Here is a 16,674-nt window from a genome sequence, read left to right on the forward strand (position 1 = left end):
CGTGGTGCCGCCCCCGCGTCCTCATACTGGACGTATGGGGGCGCGGGGGCGGTGCCGCGAGCCGCCCTGCTGAGCGTGAATTGGCTCGCCAAATTTCGGGCCGCGGCACTCCTGCTCCAAGATGGACGTATGGCACGCGCACTGATCATCGACGCCGCCCGCACGCCGTTCGGCAAGTACCGGGGAGGTCTCTCCGGCATCCGGGTGGACGACCTCGCGGCGCTGCCCATCGTCGACCTGCTGCGCCGCTACCCGTCGCTCGACCTGGCGCGCATCGACGACGTGCTGCTGGGTGACGCGAACGGAGCCGGCGAGGACAACCGCAACGTCGCCCGCATGGCCGCGTTGCTGGCGGGGCTGCCGGTCTCCGTGCCGGGCGTGACGCTGAACCGGCTGTGCGCCTCGGGTGGCGAGTCGATCATCCAGGGCGCGCGGGCGCTGATCACCGGTGACGCCGACCTGATCGTCGCCGGTGGCGTCGAGGGGATGTCACGGGCGCCGTTCGTGACGGCGCGCCCGGACAAGGCCTTCCCGGATCGGTTGGAGACCGTGTCGACGGCGCTCGGCTGGCGGCTGGTGAACCCGCGGATGCCCAAGCACTACACAGTGCCGCTGGGCTTGGCCGCCGAGAACGTGGCCCACGAACTCGGGATCACCCGCGAGCAGATGGACAACTTCGCGCTGCGCTCGCACCGCCGCGCCGCCGCGGCGTGGGATGCCGGTGTGCACGAAGGTTTCGCGTTCCCCGTGCAGTTGCCGGACGGGACGGCGATCCGGCGCGACGAGAACGTCCGCGCCGACACCAGCCTCGAGAAGCTCGCGAAGCTGAAGCCCGCGTTCTCGGAGACCGGATCGGTGACGGCGGGCAACGCGTCACCGCTCAACGACGGCGCGTTGGCTGCTTTGCTCGGCACGGAAGCGATCGCGTCCGAACTGGGCGTCGAGCCGCTGGGTGAGGTGCTCGGGTCGGCGACCACCGGCGAGGAACCGCACCGGTTCACCATCGCGCCCGTGTCGGCGATCCGGAAACTGTTGAAGCGCCTGCACATCGAGGCCGAGCAGGTCGACCTGTGGGAGATCAACGAGGCCTTCGCCGCGATGGCTTTGTCGGTGGTGCACCACCTTCCCGAGATCGACAAGGAGAAGGTCAACGTCCACGGCGGCGCGATCGCCTACGGCCACCCGCTCGGCGCCTCGATGCCGCGCGTGATCGTCGACGTGTGCCGCCACCTGCGGCAGCGTGGTGGCGGCATTGGCATCGCGGCGGCGTGCGTCGGCGTCGGTCAGGGTGTGGCCGTGGCGGTGCGCGTCTAGTCCTTGGGGTGCAGGATGTCGCGGGCCTGCTCGGCCGCGCGGACGATGCTCTCGCTGACGAAGTCCAGGAACCGCGCGATGTTCTCCAGCCTGGTGGAGGCCGGGGTGCCGGAGCCGAGGACGCCGGAACCCTGCCGCGCGGCCTCGGCGAGCTTCGTCGTGCCGGCGGCGCTCGCGATCATCGACTGGTACCAGATGTCGCCTTCGTCGACGACGTACCGCTCGCGGCGGCGTTCGTCGCGCTCGCGCGCGATCAGGCCCTGACCTTCCAGGAAGGACATGGCCTTCGAGACCGAGGCCGGACTGACCTGCAGGTGTCCCACCAGTTCTGACGCGGTCAGGCTGCCGGAGTCGGTCGCGTAGAGGCTCGCGAGCACCCTCGCCGGCATCTTCGACAGGCCCTGGCCCATGAAGATGCCGGCGAACATCTCCTCGAACTCCCGCACCGCCTCCAGGTCACGACCGTCCGCGCGCTCCGCCACCGGTCGGCGAGGTGCGGCCTGCTTGCGCCGCTGCGCACGGCGTTCGGTGGCGAGGTGGGCGATGTCGGCCTTGTACCCGGCCGGACCTCCGTTGCGCATCACCTCGCGCGTGATCGTCGAGGTGGGCCGGTCGAGGTTTCGCGCGATCTCCGCGTAGGCGAGGCCGTCGGACAGGCCGATGGCGATCTGACGGCGTTCCTGCTGGGTGAGTCGACCTCCTGGCATGCCCAGACCATAGCTTTCACCTTCACCTCATTGCAACAGTCGTTGCATTAGATCTACATCCTGTTGCAACGATCTTGCGGCTTTGAGCTGCTGTTATGCGCTTCCATCGCAACGAACTTGTTGTCCAGATCTGGAAACGCAACGTAGCTTTTCTCTCATCAGAAACAACGAGCCACAGGAGCCCGAGATGCAGACCTTCACCACCCCCGCCCCCATCGCCGCCATCCTCGACATCCCCGCCGGGCGCGTTCAGTTCATCGCCGCCGACCGCGCCGACACCGCCGTCGAGGTCCTCCCGGCCGACGCCGCGCAGAGCCGCGACGTGAAGGCGGCCGAGAAGATCGAGGTCGACTACGCCGACGGCGTCCTGCGCATCACGACCGAGTCGGGCAACAAGATCCTCGGCTCGTCGGGAGCCGTCGAGGTCACCGTCCAGCTGCCCGCCGGTTCGCGGGTCGAGGCCAAGGCGGCGAGCGCCGAGTTCCGCGGCGTCGGCCGGCTCGGTGACGTCGCCTTCGAGGCGGCGCAGAGCGACATCAAGATCGACGAGGCCGCGCACGTCCGCCTCGTGACGCAGGCCGGTGACGTCACGGTCGGTCGCCTCAACGGTTCCGCCGAGATCACCACCCAGAAGGGCGACATCAACGTCAGCGTCGCCGCCGGCCTCTCGGCCGCACTCGACGCCGGCACCTCGTACGGCCGCGTCAACAACGCGCTGCGCAACGCCGACGCGCCGGACCTCACCATCCGCGCCACCACGTCGTACGGCGACATCACCGCCCGCAGCCTCTAAAACCGCTTACGCACTGGGGAGAGACCATGAGCACCACCGCCCACTACCAAGCCGCAGAACAACTCCTCCGCCGCCCAGCCGCCCCCGGCGAACTGGTCGTCGCCGACAAGGTCCGTCCACAGTGGATCGAGGACGGAAACCGCTTCTGGTACCAGCTCCGCGACGGCGCCGACCGCCAGTTCGTGGTGGTCGACCCGGCGGAGGGCACCCGCACCCCGGGCTTCGACCCGATGCCGTTCGTCGCCGCACCCGGCAACCCGCTGGAGGTCTCCTCCCCCGACGGCAAGGTCGCGGTCTCGCGGCGCGGCCACGACCTGTGGGCGCGCTCGGGTGAGCGCGAGTGGGCGCTGACTTCGGACGGCGTTCCGGGCCACGGCTACGGATACGGCCCGGACGCCATGAGCTACGGCACGCTGATGCGCAAGTTCGGCCTACCCCACATGCCACCGGCTCTGGCCTGGGCGCCCGACTCGTCGAAGGTGCTGGCCCACCGCACCGACCAGCGCAACGTCCGCCAGACCCACCTCATCGAATCGCGCCCGGCCGACGGCGGCGCCCCCGTGACGCACACCCAGCACTACGCCTACCCCGGCGACGAGCACATGCCGTTGGCCGAGTTGGTCGTGTTCGACATCGCCGAAGGCAAGGCGGTGCACGCCCAGTGCGAACCGCTGCTCATGCCGGAGTTCTCCCCGATCATGGCCGGCTGGGCGTGGTGGTCCGAGGACAGCACGGCGGTCTACTTCCTCTCCCGCCCCCGTGACCAGCACACCCTGACCCTGAACCGGATGGACGCCTCGTCGGGCGAGGTCACGGTCGTGATCAGCGAGACGGGCTCCAACCGAGTGGGCCCCAACCAGCTGATCTACGGCGCGCCCATCGTCCGCGTGCTGGCTGACGAGGTGCTGTGGTTCTCGCAGCGCGACGGCTGGGGCCACCTCTACCGCTACGACCTGCACACCGGCTCGTTGCTCAACCAGGTCACCACGGGCCAATGGCTGGTCCGCGAGATCCTGCACGTCTCCGACGGCGTCGTGCACTTCACCGCGTCGGGCCTGGTTTCCGAAGACCCGTACCGCCGCACGGTGTGCCGCGTCGCCTTGGACGGCACCGGTTTCGCCGTCGTCACCGACGACTCGCTGGACCACGTCGTCACGGTGTCGCCCAACGGTTCGTACTTCGTCGACTTGGCGTCCACTGTGGACACCCCGCCGGTGACGGTGGTGCGTTCGTGGAGCGGCGAGGTGCTGGTCTCGTTGGAGCAGGCCGACATCAGCCGCCTGCTCGCCACGGGCTGGACGCCCCCGGAACGCTTCCGCGTCAAGGCGGCCGACGGCACCACGGACATCTACGGCGTGCTCTACAAGCCGCGCGACTTCGACCCGTCCGCCAGCTACGCCGTGGTGGACAACGTCTACCCCGGCCCGCAGGTCAACCGCGTCGAACCGTGCTTCGACCCCGGCGGCATGGGCCTGGACGCGGAACCGTTGGCAGCACTCGGTTTCGTCGTGATCGCTCTGGACGGCCGCGGCACGCCGGGTCGTTCGAAGGCCTTCCACGACGTCTCGTACGGCAACCTCGCCGCCGCGGGCAGCCTGGAGGACCACGTCGCGGCCCTGCACCAACTGGCCGAGTCGCGACCGTGGATGGACCTCGCACGGGTGGGCGTGATGGGCCACTCGGGCGGCGGATTCGCGGCGGGACGGGCGGTGCTCGCCCACCCGGAGACCTATCGCGCCGGTGTCGCGCTGTCCGGCTCCCACGACGCCCGGTACATCGGACTGGGCTGGGCCGAGACCGTCGACGGCCCGGACAACCCTTCGGCGTGGCTTCGCGCCTCGAACGTCGAGATCGCGGACCGGCTGGAAGGCAAGCTGCTGCTGATCCACGGCGAACTGGACGACACCGTTCATCCGGACCACTCGCTGCGGATGGCGGACGCGTTGATCGCCGCGGGCAAGGAGTTCGAGCTGGTGATCGTGCCCGGGGCCGAGCACCTGTTCATCGACCGGATGGCTTACGTGCGCACGAAGGCCTGGGACTTCCTGGTGCGCTCGCTGATGGGGGTCGAGCCGCCCGCGTATCGTCCGGCGCCGATCGTCATCGACCCCGAGGTGCTGGGCGAGATGGTCTGACGACCTCAGCCACGACCGCCGACCGCCCTTTCACCGACACAGGTGAGGGGGCGGTCGACGAAGCGGTTCTAGATCCGCTTCGAGATCAGCGGGTACTCGAGCACCAGGCCGTTCGGGTCGACCTTGACGTTCTGCTCGAACCCGCCGCTCTTGAACCGCACCACCGAGACGTCGTCCGCGACGGACACCGTCTTGTAGGTCTGGGTCACGGCCTTCACCGACAGGTCGGGCAGCGACACCCGCACGACGGGCAGCGCGTGCTCACCCGGCTCGCGGTGCAGGCCCAACCTGCGGATGGGGATGGCGTTGAACAGCACGGCGAACTGGACGTCGACGTCCAATGCGTCGTTGAACGTCTCGCGCTTGCTGCCCTGGCCGTGGTCGACCAGCCAGGCGCCGTCCTCGGTGCGCGACAAGGAGCACTGGCGCTCCTCCAGCACGGTCGCGGTGCGGAGCAGGAGCCTGTTCACCTGGCCGCTCTCGCCCACGGACACCTCGAAGGAGGCGTTGAACTGCTCGTCGGGGCCGGCGGCGACCAGGCGGCCAGACGCGCGGAGGCGTTGGTCGCTCGAGAGGAGCAGGCGCACCTGCTCCAGCCGCGGCTCGTGGATGCCCTGCCAGGTGATCATCTCGGGCCTGCGGGCAGAAGGAGAGCGGGTCTCTCCGGTGGAGGTGACCCGCCCCGCGTCAGTGGCGTTGAAGGAGTTCACTCATCCACCTGGAAGGATGTCCTTGATCTTCTCGGCAACCGAGTCGACCTGGTCTGCGTGACCGAACTTGCCTGCGACGAAGTCCGCCGCGGCATCGACGCCCTGGTCGACCTTCTCGTGGTTCTGCTCGGCCAGGTCCAGGGCCTTGTTCTTGATCTCGTCGAAGTTCATGTGATGCTCCTTCGTCCCTGACGCAGGGTACCCGAGTGGGGCCCGCGTGTTGATAGCCAGCGATCACGCTAACTCCGCCTGGACAAGTTGGCTCGGCGACAACGAAGATGTCGCTACCGCCGCCTGGTCGGCCGCCGTCGCGGTCAGAACCAGGAGGAAGTTGCATGACACGGCTCCTGCGTGGAGTTATGTCCGCAGTACTGCTGTTGCCGCTCGTCGCGGTCCCCTCGGCCAACGCCACGGCCGATGTTCAGGGGAAAGCGAAGTTCACGGTGACGACCACGGCCACGAACGTCGCGGCCCGCAGTGACCGGCGTCCGGTCGCCGGTGGGGTCTACGACAAGAAGGCCGGCAAGACGTTCATCTCGTGGGCGGGTCAGTACGAGGACAGCTACGTCCAGGCGTACGACCACCGCAAGGCCACCTGGTCCACGCCCAACCGGGTCGCGGACGGTGACTCGGACTCGCACAACTACCCGACCATGGTCCAGGCCAAGGACGGGCACCTGCTGGTCTTCCGCGGCATGCACAACATCGAGCTGCGCATGTCCCGTTCGCCGCAGCCCAACTCGGCCGACGGCGTCTGGGAAGAGACGCTGATCTCGAAGAACGCGGCCACGTACCCGATGCCGTTCGTCACGCGCGACGGCACGATCTACGTCTTCTACCGCGAGACGACCCGCGACCTCGACAAGGTCACCCCCACGGACACCCGGCCGATGCTCTACGTGGTGTCCAAGGACAACGGCAAGACGTGGAAGACCTCCACGGAGCTGACCGGGGACAGGTTCGCGATCGGTTCGACCTCCCGCGCGGACAACATGAACGAGATCTACATCGGTCAGCTGCGGCTGGAGGACAACGGCCGCGTGCGGATCGTGTACACGCTCGCGGGTGGTGGCACGGAGGGACATCTGCACGACCGGTACCACCGCAACATCTACTACACGTGGTTCGACCCGAAGAACCGGCACTTCTACTCGGCGTCCGGCAAGGACCTGGGCACCCAGATCGACGACGCCGACCAGGAGACGCACCTGAAGGTCGCGGAGACCCCGCTGACCCTGCCGAACGCCGTGAAGTCCCCCGACTACATCCAGCAGGTGGGCACGACGCTGGGCAAGCCGTTCCTGTTGTGGTTCATGGGCGACGAGGACAAGGGTCCGCTGCGCAACTACCTGTCCACTTGGAACGGTCGGAGCTGGGAGACCAAGGAGGTCGCACGGGGACTGCGCACCCGTGAGATCGAGGAGGTCGACCTGTTCACCTGGCGGGTCTACGCGACCGAGGACGGCAAGCCGAACGTGAACACCTACCTGGTGCGGTTCGGTCGTTTCTGGTCGCCGGAGTCCGTCATCCCGACGGCCAAGCCGGTGCAGCGCGTCGAGATCGTGGAGAACTTCCGCGACCCGGCCCGCGCGATCTTCTCCGGGGCGTCTTCCGCCCGGGACGTCGCGATCGCCGACGGGGACATCTACGTGGCGGGCGTCAGCCGCCGGTAGTCCCTTCAGAAATGGCAAACGCCCCCTGCTCCGGCGCGGAACCAGGGGGCGTTCGTCTGGGGGCTGGCTGCCTGGATCAGGCGCCGGCCTTCTTGCGACGGACCACGAACAGCGCACCGACACCGGCGCCGACGAGGACCAGACCACCGATCAGCGGCCACATGATCGACGCACCGGTCGACGCGAGGTCGTCCTCGCCGCCACCCGGAGCCGGGTTGGCCGGGGTGGAGGACGTGGTCGGCGTCGTGGTCTCGGGGGTCGAGGTCGGCGGCGTCACCGAGGAGGACGGCGTGCTCGAGGTGGGCGGCACGACGGCGGCCTTCCAGTCGGCCTTGGCCTCCTTCTCGACCTTGGCCTTGGACGGCTGCGCGACGACGAGCGACTGGGACTTCTTGGTCTCGCCGTTGTCGGCCTTGTCCTTCGCGATGAACAGGCGGCCGACCTGCAGCGTGGCCTCGGCGGAGAGCTTGAACGACGCCTGGCCGTCCTTCGCACCGGCCGGGACGTTCACGAAGAACTCGGAGACCTTGTCGCCCGTGCCCTGGACGGCGAGCTTGTCGTCCTTCTTCTGCACGGCGAGCGGGTTGCCGGCGGCGTCGGTGATGGTGACGCCCTCGGGCAGGTTCGCGGTCAGCTTGACCTCGGAGGCCGTGGTCGTGACCTTGAACGGGCCGATCTTCTCGCCGGCCTTGCCGGACTGCGAGACGGGCTCGATCTCCAGCGTCGGCTTCGGCTGGTCCTTGATCTCGTTCTTCTCGGCCTGCTCGACGAGCTTCGCGTAGAGGTCCTTGACGTCCTGCTTGTTGCGGCCGTCGTTGGTGTCCAGCTCAGCGCCGTCGGTGAAGTGCCAGATCGCGGTCTGCGTGGCCGCGATCGTCTCCTCCTTGGAGAACTGGCTGCCCCACTTGGTCTTGACCTCGTCCATCGAGATGCCGGGGAACGAGTTGGTCAGGACCCAGAGGACCTTGCCCGCGTTCGCCGGGAACTTCGACTTCGGGTTGGGGTGCGTGCCCCACGGCGTCTCGCGGAGGTTGTCGCCGTCCTTGAGCGGGGTCGGCAGCTCGACGCAGTACGCGTAGACCTTGGACTCGTCCTGGTCCTTGATGCGGAGCTTGATGACCGAGGTGTCGAGGTAGTTCTCGCCGTGGTCGGGAAGGTTGCCCACGCCCCGCTTCAGCGCGACGTGCTCGCCCTTGGGCTGGTCGCCACGATCCGGGGTGATGACGACCTCAGCGGACGCCGGAAGGGTGGTCATTGCCAGGAGGGCGGTGGCGCCGAACAGCGCTGCGCCGATCCTCAACCGGGAAGCCATGGGTCTCCTTGCTCGCTGAAATTAGCCCGAACGCGGCGGGAAGTCAGTCATCCGTCGGGACGGTCGGCACGTCGTCATCGACACTGAACCGACAGGAAGCGAGCGGGACGTTAGCCGATGGGGTGACACACGTATGGGTGAGGTATGGCGAGCACCCAACACCGGGCGTGAGCAGCGCAAACATACTCACGGTGTCCACAGTGGATAGGCCTGCGATGCATTCATTCCGTCAGGTGACGTTAAATTCGTTGCCGAACAGTTATCAATAGCGGCGTCCCGCTACGGATGATCACCCAGGTCGGTTCAGAGACCTACGCCACCATTTCGGTAACTTCTGCCGGACGAATGTCGCCAGGACGCAGCGAAGTGCCGCGCAGGCACATCTCCTTGGGTTCCGGTCGGCGGCCGGTGAGAATCCAGCGGGTCAGTCCGGCCAGCTGGTAGGCGATCAGCGGTGGAACAGCGTCTCCGACGTGCCGATACGCGTTCCCGAGAATCGAGACGTCGAAGCGGAACTGGCGCGGAAACCCTTGCAGGAGGGCCATCTCGCGGACCGTGCAGAGGCGGTGCTGGACGGGGTGGGCATATCGCCCGTTGCCGACATGTCCGCATTCCCGCTTGATGGTCCGAGCCGGTTCGTCCCACCACAACCGGCCGTAGACATCGGGGTGCGAACCCCAGTTCTGCTGTTCGACGATCTTGCGTTGTGCAGGATTCAACAACTCCGCGGTCTCCGGTGAGCGGAGCAGATCAGCCCACGATCCGCCGTTCGCAGGAATTGCACGCATTCTTTCGAGACTGCGGTCCTGGGAAAAGGTCGGCGACACGTGAATGGGGTCTTCCAGGTCCGCCACCCCCGCCGCGACGACCGGCAGCTTGCTGATCGCGCGCCGGACCGTGATGGCGGACGGGCGGATGACGCGGCCCGCCCACAGGTCGTCCAGCGTCAGCAACGGCAGGCCGCCGTCCACGGCGACCATCAGCGTCCGCTCGCGCAGCTGCGGCAGGCCGAACCTCGACAGCATGTGCGTGCCGCCCCAGACCGAGTACCCGAGCCGGGTGAGTTCCTGCGCGAGGCTGTCGAAGTGGTGGCGCTGCTTGCCTTTGACGAGCTCGCGGGCGTTCTCCATCAGCACGACCTTCGGGCGCAGCTCCTCGGCGTAGACCGCGATGCGGCCGACGAGGGAGTTGCGCGGGTCGTCGCGCAGGTGGTTCTGCGAGGTGATGCGGCTGAAGCCCGAACACGGCGGGCACGCGAGCAGCACGTCGAGTTCGCCGCGCTTGAGGCCCCAGACCTCGCGCAACGCCGCCGGCGAGACTCTCGCGAGGTCGACCTCCAACGGGTCGACGCCGATGTTCGCGCGGTAGGTGTCGTTGCAGCGCAACGAACCCAACTTCGAACTCGGCTTGCCGATCTGCGCGTCGGCGGCACCCACGACCCGGAAGTCGCGGTGGGCGTGGAAGCCGAAGCTCATGCCGCCCGCACCCGAGAAGATGTCGGCCACCGAGAAGGACACGGCGAGATCGTACGGGCGAGGCGCCGAGGACCTTTCCGTGACATCCCGTACCTTTCCCGCCTATGGAGCTGCCGCGCGCCTGGCAACGGCCTGACCCGTTGCGCGGACTCGACAGGATTTCCTGGACCGAGGTCTACGACGGCCGGGGTGGCGCCGGCCGCGTGCCCCGTCTGCTGCGCTCCCTGATGGACCCCAGCGAGGACGCGCGGCAGAACGCGCTCTCACAGCTCGCTGACCGGCTTCTCACCGACGACACGGTGTCCGAGGCCTCGTTCTGCGCCGTGCCGTTCCTGGTGGAGCTGGGGGCGTCCTACAAGGTCGCCGGCGACGTGCGGGACCGGGTGATCTTCCTGCTGGCCGCTATGGCGTTGGCGGGCAAGGGCTTCACCGAGGACGGACGCCGCACGCACCGCAGGTGGAACGCTCTCGGCCGCGAACTGCCCCGCACGGCCCCCGACTGGCTGACGCAGACCCGGCACGCCGTCGCCCAGGGCGCGCCGAAGATCTTCGAGGCGCTCGCGTCCGAACGGGTCGCGTGCCTGGTCGCGCTGGCCTGCGCGGTGCCGGAGAAGCTGCCCGCGTTCGTGCACGGGCTGATCACGGACATGATCGACCTGCCGGGCGAGGAGATGCTCGCGGACGCCGCCGAGATCGGGGTCGCGCTGCTGAAGGACTCGCCCGAGTTGCTGGGCGTGGACCAGCCGAAGGTGCTGGGCGAGGGGCTGGTGCGTCCGGTGCACCAGCCACCAGAGGTCGCCGCGGCCCTGATGGGCTACCAGTTCGCCCTCGTCTCCGCGTACGGGGACGAGGGCGCCTGGTGATCTTCTCTAAGCGGTGACGGCCTCTTCGATGGCCTGCTCGACCTGAACCTCGTCCTCGACCGCGACGGCGGGTTCCAGGGCACCGAGGCCCGTTCCCCACTCCTGGTCCGCGAGCGCGAACGCCGCGACCGTCAGCGCCGCCACGGGGGCGCCCACGGGCATGTTCTCGCGGTGCAGATCAAGATCGAGGCGGCCGCCGATCGGTGACGGGCTCAGCCGCAGCGTGGCGTGCGCGGGCTCGTCGGCGTGCGCGAGCCGGCACGCCCAGCCGGTGAAGATCACGCGGCGTTCGTCGACCTCGGTCGGCTGCACGGCCCGCACGTTGGCGCCCACGGCACCGGCGCGGTGGTTGTCCGCGGCCTGCAGCACGAGCTCCTCGAACTCCATCGAGGAGATGCCCAGGTTCCAGCCGGCGACCAGGGCGACCTGCACCAGCGCGAGCGGCAGCGTCGGGACGGCGTCCTCGAAGCACACCATCGCGCCGCCGTAGCGGGTGTTGATCTCGGTCGGCAGGAAGCCGTCCTCGGTCGCGATGCCGTCCAGCGTGAACGTGCCGCGGTAGCCGACGGTCTCGCGCAGGTGCTCGCCGACGCGGCGGGCCAGGTTGCGCATCTCGTCGCGGATCCACACGGGCGGGTCGTAGTACGACGCGCAGCCCGCGTAGAGGAACTTGGCCTGGCCCTGGCGGCGCGGCACGACCATCTCGATCGGGCGCAGCACAGCGGTGCCGTCCGGGAAGACGATGCCGTGCACGCTGACCGGAATGCCTTCCAGGAACGGCATGACTCGGACCTGGTCGCACTTGGGCGCGAGCACGTCGAAGGCCTCCATGGCCTCCTCGTACGACCGCACGCGGCGCACGAAGTTGGCACCGCCGTTGATCGCGGGGCCGTCACCGGACCAGACGACGCCGGCGCCGCGGTCCAGGATCTCCGAGGCGCCCCAGAGACGTTCGAAGTCGAGGTCGAACACCATCGCGGGCGCGCGGCGGGCGGACAGTTCGTCCCACAGCGCGTCGATGGTGGTCTTGTTCTCCAGCGCGACCCACTCGGGCTCCCGCGCGTTGAGCACGGGGCGCCCCTGGAACGAGCTGATCTCGTTGTAGGGCGTGCTGATCACGACCGCTTCGCTGCCGGGGTCGAAGTCGCGCAGGATCGCCTTGACCTCGTTGCCCGGCTTCGTGAGCAGCTTGCCGAGACGGCGCTGCTCGACGGCGACCAGGCTGCCCTTGATGCCCAGCGACACCCAGCGGGCGATCACGGAATCATGAAGCGGGGCATGATCGTCGGTATCGAGCACGAGCGTATGGCGAGCGCCGAGCGTATGCAGCTCATGCGCGCGCTTAGCCAGACGCGTGCCACCGGCCAGAACTACCAGCCGGTCACCGAACAACCTGCCGAGGCGCTCGTTGAGCGCTGAGAGGACATGATTCATCGCCGAAAACTCGCTTAAGAGAAGCGGAGGACGTGACCGGCGATCGCCGGGTGACGCGTAGCGTAGAGCCACCCGGTATGTGTGTCGAAGCACGGTCCGGCAACGGCCGGATGAATCTTGCGACGGGCCTGTCGGCTCAAGCCTCGAAGCAAGTGGATCAGTCGTTGGTACGGGTGCTCACAGAGAGCGGGCCGCGTCCCGAAGGACCTGGTCAACGCGGGCGAGGAAGCTGCGCTTGGGGTTGATCGACGGCAACGGCGTGGTGAGCTCTGCGGGACCGGGCGCGGGTGCGGCTCCCACGATCTCGGCCACGTTGCGCAGGAACTCCTGCCGCTTGAACTCGTGCACGGCGTGATCGTGCAGGAGTCCGGCGATGCTCGTGTGCACAGCGCGATGGGGGTAACTCACTCGTGTGTTATCGGCGCAGTCTCCGTCGACCTTTAGGGTCAACTCGTGCGAGTTCTAGTGACCGGTGCCACTGGGTACGTCGGCAGGGTCGTGGTGCGTGAGCTGCGGGTTCATGGTCATGAACCGGTTTCGTCCCGTCAGCGGCTGTCAGAGCCGTTCGAGTTGGCCGATGTGGACGCCGTCATCCACTTGGCCGCGGTCGCCCGTGTCCGGGAGTCGTTTCTTGATCCACTCCCGTACTACGAGACGAACGTGGGCGGGACGCTGAATCTGCTCAAAGCCCTGAAGGGCCAACGATTCCTGCTCGCGTCGACTGGCACGGTGTACCGGCCGTCGGACGCCGTCCTGACCGAGGAGTCGGTCCGGGAACCCTCCTCTCCGTACGCCGCCTCCAAGGCCGCCGCGGAGGACCTCGTGGCGTGGGCAGCACAGTCAGGACAGATCGGGGCGACCACTCTCCGTTTGTTCAACGTCGCTGGAGGTGGTGACGCGGACACCAGTCGGGTGATCACCCGGGCTGTCGCGTGCGCCGCCGGAACCGTGCCTGGAATGGAGGTCTACGGCGACGGCGGAGCCGTGCGCGACTTCGTGCACGTACGCGACGTTGCTGCTGCCTTCGTCGTGGCTTTGGAGGCTTGTTCCGTGGGCACGTCGGCGGTCTACAACGTCGGGGCGACCGCCGCTTCCGTTCGGGACGTGCTGGACGCCGTTGCCGACGTGACGGGGCGGGCCGTGGACGTGACCTGGAAGCCCGCGCACGCCGGTGAGATTCGATCACTGCGGGCCGACTCGTCACGGCTGCGTGCGTTGGGCTGGGAGCCGCGTTCGTCGGCGTTGGAGGAGATCGTCAGGGACCAGTGGCTCGCTTCGGCACCGGGACCCGGTCCAGGTCCTTCGCGATGACGATCTCGCCGTCGAACTCCGCGGCCGCCTCGGCGTAGAACTCGGCGGGGTCCTCGTAGCGCTGGGAGAAGTGGGTCAGCACGAGCTTGCGGACCCGGCAGTCCTGCGCGACGCGGGCGGCCTGCTGGGCGGTGAGGTGGCCGTGGTCGCCGGCGAGCTTGGTGTCGCGGGCGAGATAGGTCGACTCGATCACCAGCATGTCGGCGTTGTCGGCGAGCTCGAAGACGTTGTCGCAGAGCCTGGTGTCCATGACGAACGCGAACCGCTGGCCCTTGCGGGGTTCGCTGACGTCCGCGAGCTTGATGCCGTTGAACTCACCCTCGGTCTGCAGCGTGCGCACCTGCGGGCCCTGGATGCCGTGCTCCTTGAGCTTCTCGGGGAGCATGCGGTGGCCATCCGGCTCGATCAGGCGGTAGCCGACGCTGTCGATGCCGTGGTCGAGGCGGTAGGCCTCCAGCGTGCCGAACTTCCCGTTGGCGATCTCGCCGTCGTCGACCACCGGGACCTCCTTGACGTCCGCGGCGTCGTAGAAGGCGCTGGCGTAGCGGAGGCGTTCGAAGAAGTGGGCGCCCGACTGCGGGTAGTGCGCGTGGACGGTGTGCGGGACGCGGTCCAGGGACAGCCGCTGGACGATGCCGGGGACGCCCAGGCAGTGGTCGCCGTGGAAGTGCGTGATGCAGATCCGGGTGATGTCGCTCGCAGCGGCGCCTGAGCGCAGGAGTTGCCTTTGGCTGCCGTCGCCCGGGTCGAAGAGGAAGCCCTCGCCGTCCCACCTGAGCAGATAGCCGTTGTGGTTGCGCTGGCGCGTGGGAACCTGGCTGGCCGTTCCCAGGACGATCAGTTCCCGGACTGTCACACCCTGACGTTAACGTCTGTCCCATGCGGAGCGTGGAAGTGGCGGCGTCGTGGCCTGTCGAGAACGTGGCGGTGGCCGTGGTGGCGCCGGACGGCGTGGTCGGCTCGTTGGGTGATCAACAGCGCGTGTTCCCGCTCGCGTCCGTCACGAAGCTGCTGACCTCGTACGCCGTGCTGGTGGCCGTCGAGGAGGGCGCGGTCGAGTGGGACCAGCCCGCCGGTCCCGAGGGTTCGACCGTGCGGCATCTGATCGCGCACGCGGCCGGTTATGCGTTCGACAAGGCCGAGGTGCAGGCCGCTCCCGGTACCCGCCGGATCTACTCGAACGCCGGGTTTGACGTGCTGGCCTCTTTTGTGGGTTCGGCGTGCGAAATGCCGTTCGCGACCTATTTGCACGAGGCTGTTTTCGCGCCGTTGGGGATGAATTCCTCGGCTTTGGTCGGCTCGGCCGGTGCCGGAGCGGAGTCCTGTGCCGCTGACCTGGCGTTGTTCGCCGCTGAGTTGTTGTCGCCGCGGTTGGTCTCCGCCGATCTGGTGCGGGAGGCGACTTCGGTCGTGTTTCCCGGACTGAACGGGGTGCTGCCCGGTTATGGCATGCAGAAGCCGAACGACTGGGGTCTCGGCTTCGAAATCCGCGATTCGAAGTCGCCGCACTGGACCGGGACTTCTTTTTCCGCGAGCACTTTCGGCCACTTCGGGCAGTCCGGCACTTTCCTGTGGGTCGACCCGGAGATCTCCGCGGCCTGCGTCGCGTTGACGGACCTGCGTTTCGGGCCGTGGGCGGTCGAGGCGTGGACGCCGTTCTCCGACGGCGTCCGCGCGGAACTTCTCAGTCGGCGAGCCTGATCGCGAGCTGACGCAGGACCTCCTGCACGTCGGCTTCCTCGTAGTCGTTCTCGTAGGCCTGCGCGACACCGTGGAAGGCGTAAAGCAGTCCTGCGGTGAACCAGCCGAACTGCGACAGCACCTGGTCCATCGCCTGCTTGAGGGCCTGCTGACCGGCCTCGTTCAGCTCGCCGTCGACCTTGACCTCGTAGCTGAACACGCCCTCCTGCAACGACTTGAGCGCCATCCGCAGGTAGTCGTTGGACCCGGCGCCGTCGTAGGTGAGCGTCAGGACGCCGAGCGCCCGCTGCATGATCTCCCGCTGCTCCACGCCGCCACTCTGCCTGGTGATCAGGCGTGCGTCACCTTCCGACACCCCAACGGACCCAGGCGGGGTCCTCGGGTTCGAGCCGCTGCTCGAAGGCCTCGGCGATCGCGTCGACGTCCCACAGGGCGTTCTCGAGGACGGGTTCCTTCGGCGACGTCTGCCCCATGACGTGCAGGCGCCCGTTGGCGAGCCGGATGAGCTGCCCGGTGACCTTCGCGGCGCGGTCGCTCAGCAGGTACGTGACCAGCGGCGCGATCGTCTCAGGCGGCCCGCCGGGCTTGGCCAGGGTGTCGGCGGCGGCCATGCGCGTCCAGGCGACGGGGCACACGGCGTTGACCCTGATGCCGCGCTCGTGGAGTTCGGCGGCCGCCCCGGCCGTGATGCTCGCCACCGCCCCTTTGGAGGCGCTGTAGGTGAGCGCCGTCGGCTGCCCCGCCATCGCGACCGAGCCGAGGTTGACGATCGACCCGCCGCGCATGCTCCTGACCGCGGCGTTGGTGCAGTAGAGGGTGCCGAGCACGTTGATCTCGACGAGTTCGCGCATGGCACGGGGGTCGTCCTGGCCGATCTCGGCCTGGTAGCGGATGCCGGCGTTGTTGACGAGCCCGTCGATCCGGCCGAACGCGGCCGTGCAGGTGTCGACCATCGCCTCCGCCTGATCGGAGTCCGCGACGCTGCCGGCACTGACGACGGCCTTGCCGCCCTTGAGCGTGATGAAGTCGGCGACCTGCCTCGCGAGCGGCTCGTTCACGTCGTTGATCACCACCGCGGCCCCCTCGGCCGCCGCGTGGGTGGCGAACGCCCGCCCCAATCCCTGCCCGGCGCCGGTGATGACCACGGCCTTGCCCGCCAGAATCGCCATACCTCGAGTGTGGCCATGCGGGCCGCCCGTCACGTCGGCGAACAGCCGCTGCCCTCGCCGAACGGCGTGCGTGAAGC

Annotated in this window: 18 protein-coding genes; 8 read left to right on the forward strand and 10 right to left on the reverse strand. The window is 68.3% G+C overall.

Annotated elements, in window-relative coordinates; translation table 11 throughout:
• Window positions 1–129 precede the first annotated feature (129 nt).
• Window positions 130–1,314 (forward strand): thiolase family protein, encoded by a 1,185-nt coding sequence (locus ACIQF0_RS17710; protein ID WP_401030586.1) that lies wholly within the window; start codon window positions 130–132, stop codon window positions 1,312–1,314.
• On the opposite strand, the gene ACIQF0_RS17715 is transcribed toward ACIQF0_RS17710, so the two are convergent.
• A complete protein-coding gene (locus tag ACIQF0_RS17715) occupies window positions 1,311–2,021 on the reverse strand; it encodes a helix-turn-helix domain-containing protein (RefSeq protein ID WP_360047918.1) in 711 nt (236 codons plus the stop codon). The two genes, ACIQF0_RS17710 and ACIQF0_RS17715, sit on opposite strands and share 4 nt — an antisense overlap.
• Before the next feature lie 187 nt (window positions 2,022–2,208).
• On the opposite strand from ACIQF0_RS17715, the gene ACIQF0_RS17720 reads away from it, so the two are divergent.
• Window positions 2,209–2,814, forward strand: a complete 606-nt coding sequence (locus ACIQF0_RS17720) for a DUF4097 family beta strand repeat-containing protein (protein ID WP_401030588.1) — start codon at window positions 2,209–2,211, stop codon at window positions 2,812–2,814.
• A gap of 26 nt (window positions 2,815–2,840) precedes the next feature.
• Window positions 2,841–4,949: a prolyl oligopeptidase family serine peptidase gene (locus ACIQF0_RS17725; RefSeq protein WP_401030590.1), complete on the forward strand. Its 2,109-nt coding sequence runs from the start codon at window positions 2,841–2,843 to the stop codon at window positions 4,947–4,949.
• A 68-nt stretch (window positions 4,950–5,017) separates the two neighbouring features.
• Here ACIQF0_RS17725 and ACIQF0_RS17730 read toward each other — a convergent pair whose 3' ends face one another.
• Together ACIQF0_RS17730 and ACIQF0_RS17735 are read right to left on the reverse strand one after the other, a co-directional pair.
• Complete coding sequence (locus ACIQF0_RS17730) at window positions 5,018–5,659, reverse strand: putative glycolipid-binding domain-containing protein (protein ID WP_401030591.1); 642 nt, start codon at window positions 5,657–5,659, stop codon at window positions 5,018–5,020.
• Window positions 5,660–5,830, reverse strand: coding sequence for an antitoxin (locus ACIQF0_RS17735; RefSeq protein ID WP_360047924.1), 171 nt, complete (start codon window positions 5,828–5,830; stop codon window positions 5,660–5,662).
• 188 nt (window positions 5,831–6,018) lie between these two features.
• On the opposite strand from ACIQF0_RS17735, the gene ACIQF0_RS17740 reads away from it, so the two are divergent.
• Window positions 6,019–7,332, forward strand: coding sequence for a BNR-4 repeat-containing protein (locus tag ACIQF0_RS17740; RefSeq protein WP_401030593.1), 1,314 nt, complete (start codon window positions 6,019–6,021; stop codon window positions 7,330–7,332).
• Between the two features lie 76 nt (window positions 7,333–7,408).
• Here the strand turns inward: ACIQF0_RS17740 and ACIQF0_RS17745 are convergent, their stop codons facing one another.
• Window positions 7,409–8,644, reverse strand: a complete 1,236-nt coding sequence (locus ACIQF0_RS17745) for a thioester domain-containing protein (protein WP_360047928.1) — start codon at window positions 8,642–8,644, stop codon at window positions 7,409–7,411.
• 311 nt (window positions 8,645–8,955) lie between these two features.
• Window positions 8,956–10,161, reverse strand: a complete 1,206-nt coding sequence (locus ACIQF0_RS17750) for a DNA cytosine methyltransferase (protein WP_360047929.1) — start codon at window positions 10,159–10,161, stop codon at window positions 8,956–8,958.
• Between the two features lie 62 nt (window positions 10,162–10,223).
• Between ACIQF0_RS17750 and ACIQF0_RS17755 the strand changes: the two genes are divergently transcribed.
• Window positions 10,224–10,982: a hypothetical protein gene (locus ACIQF0_RS17755; RefSeq protein ID WP_401030596.1), complete on the forward strand. Its 759-nt coding sequence runs from the start codon at window positions 10,224–10,226 to the stop codon at window positions 10,980–10,982.
• Between the two features lie 6 nt (window positions 10,983–10,988).
• On the opposite strand, the gene ACIQF0_RS17760 is transcribed toward ACIQF0_RS17755, so the two are convergent.
• Window positions 10,989–12,242 (reverse strand): hypothetical protein, encoded by a 1,254-nt coding sequence (locus ACIQF0_RS17760; RefSeq protein ID WP_360047932.1) that lies wholly within the window; start codon window positions 12,240–12,242, stop codon window positions 10,989–10,991.
• An 18-nt stretch (window positions 12,243–12,260) separates the two neighbouring features.
• Here ACIQF0_RS17760 and ACIQF0_RS17765 point away from each other — a divergent pair, with 18 nt between their 5' ends.
• Window positions 12,261–12,401 carry a hypothetical protein gene (locus tag ACIQF0_RS17765; protein ID WP_360047934.1) on the forward strand — a complete coding sequence of 47 codons (141 nt, stop codon included), beginning with the start codon at window positions 12,261–12,263 and terminating at the stop codon, window positions 12,399–12,401.
• Between the two features lie 192 nt (window positions 12,402–12,593).
• Here ACIQF0_RS17765 and ACIQF0_RS17770 read toward each other — a convergent pair whose 3' ends face one another.
• On the reverse strand, window positions 12,594–12,803 hold the full coding sequence (locus tag ACIQF0_RS17770; RefSeq protein ID WP_360047935.1) for a hypothetical protein: 210 nt from the start codon (window positions 12,801–12,803) through the stop codon (window positions 12,594–12,596).
• A gap of 66 nt (window positions 12,804–12,869) precedes the next feature.
• On the opposite strand from ACIQF0_RS17770, the gene ACIQF0_RS17775 reads away from it, so the two are divergent.
• Window positions 12,870–13,727, forward strand: a complete 858-nt coding sequence (locus ACIQF0_RS17775) for an NAD-dependent epimerase/dehydratase family protein (protein WP_401030599.1) — start codon at window positions 12,870–12,872, stop codon at window positions 13,725–13,727.
• On the opposite strand, the gene ACIQF0_RS17780 is transcribed toward ACIQF0_RS17775, so the two are convergent.
• Entirely contained in the window at window positions 13,672–14,583 is a 912-nt protein-coding gene (locus tag ACIQF0_RS17780) for a ribonuclease Z (RefSeq protein WP_401030600.1), read from the reverse strand. The two genes, ACIQF0_RS17775 and ACIQF0_RS17780, sit on opposite strands and share 56 nt — an antisense overlap.
• Before the next feature lie 23 nt (window positions 14,584–14,606).
• On the opposite strand from ACIQF0_RS17780, the gene ACIQF0_RS17785 reads away from it, so the two are divergent.
• Window positions 14,607–15,428 carry a serine hydrolase domain-containing protein gene (locus ACIQF0_RS17785; protein WP_401030602.1) on the forward strand — a complete coding sequence of 274 codons (822 nt, stop codon included), beginning with the start codon at window positions 14,607–14,609 and terminating at the stop codon, window positions 15,426–15,428.
• On the opposite strand, the gene ACIQF0_RS17790 is transcribed toward ACIQF0_RS17785, so the two are convergent.
• Window positions 15,412–15,783 carry a hypothetical protein gene (locus tag ACIQF0_RS17790; RefSeq protein ID WP_330271611.1) on the reverse strand — a complete coding sequence of 124 codons (372 nt, stop codon included), beginning with the start codon at window positions 15,781–15,783 and terminating at the stop codon, window positions 15,412–15,414. The two genes, ACIQF0_RS17785 and ACIQF0_RS17790, sit on opposite strands and share 17 nt — an antisense overlap.
• A complete protein-coding gene (locus ACIQF0_RS17795; RefSeq protein WP_401030605.1) occupies window positions 15,770–16,597 on the reverse strand; it encodes an SDR family NAD(P)-dependent oxidoreductase in 828 nt (275 codons plus the stop codon). The genes ACIQF0_RS17790 and ACIQF0_RS17795 overlap by 14 nt, the downstream gene beginning before the upstream one ends.
• Between the last annotated feature and the right edge of the window lie 77 nt (window positions 16,598–16,674).

The sequence above is a fragment of the Lentzea sp. NPDC092896 genome, assembly GCF_044754905.1.
In the GTDB taxonomy this organism is placed as follows: Bacteria; Actinomycetota; Actinomycetes; order Mycobacteriales; family Pseudonocardiaceae; genus Lentzea.

What these genes read in the sequence shown, in the direction of transcription:
- ACIQF0_RS17740 (WP_401030593.1), top strand. Translation starts at nt 6,019, where the DNA reads ATGTCCGCAGTACTGCTGTTGCCGCTCGTCGCGGTCCCCTCGGCCAAC.
- ACIQF0_RS17765 (WP_360047934.1), top strand. Translation starts at nt 12,261, where the DNA reads ATGATCGTCGGTATCGAGCACGAGCGTATGGCGAGCGCCGAGCGTATG.
- ACIQF0_RS17795 (WP_401030605.1), bottom strand. Translation starts at nt 16,597, where the DNA reads ATGGCGATTCTGGCGGGCAAGGCCGTGGTCATCACCGGCGCCGGGCAG.
- ACIQF0_RS17715 (WP_360047918.1), bottom strand. Translation starts at nt 2,021, where the DNA reads ATGCCAGGAGGTCGACTCACCCAGCAGGAACGCCGTCAGATCGCCATC.
- ACIQF0_RS17785 (WP_401030602.1), top strand. Translation starts at nt 14,607, where the DNA reads ATGCGGAGCGTGGAAGTGGCGGCGTCGTGGCCTGTCGAGAACGTGGCG.
- ACIQF0_RS17735 (WP_360047924.1), bottom strand. Translation starts at nt 5,830, where the DNA reads ATGAACTTCGACGAGATCAAGAACAAGGCCCTGGACCTGGCCGAGCAG.
- ACIQF0_RS17720 (WP_401030588.1), top strand. Translation starts at nt 2,209, where the DNA reads ATGCAGACCTTCACCACCCCCGCCCCCATCGCCGCCATCCTCGACATC.
- ACIQF0_RS17710 (WP_401030586.1), top strand. Translation starts at nt 130, where the DNA reads ATGGCACGCGCACTGATCATCGACGCCGCCCGCACGCCGTTCGGCAAG.
- ACIQF0_RS17745 (WP_360047928.1), bottom strand. Translation starts at nt 8,644, where the DNA reads ATGGCTTCCCGGTTGAGGATCGGCGCAGCGCTGTTCGGCGCCACCGCC.
- ACIQF0_RS17725 (WP_401030590.1), top strand. Translation starts at nt 2,841, where the DNA reads ATGAGCACCACCGCCCACTACCAAGCCGCAGAACAACTCCTCCGCCGC.
- ACIQF0_RS17755 (WP_401030596.1), top strand. Translation starts at nt 10,224, where the DNA reads ATGGAGCTGCCGCGCGCCTGGCAACGGCCTGACCCGTTGCGCGGACTC.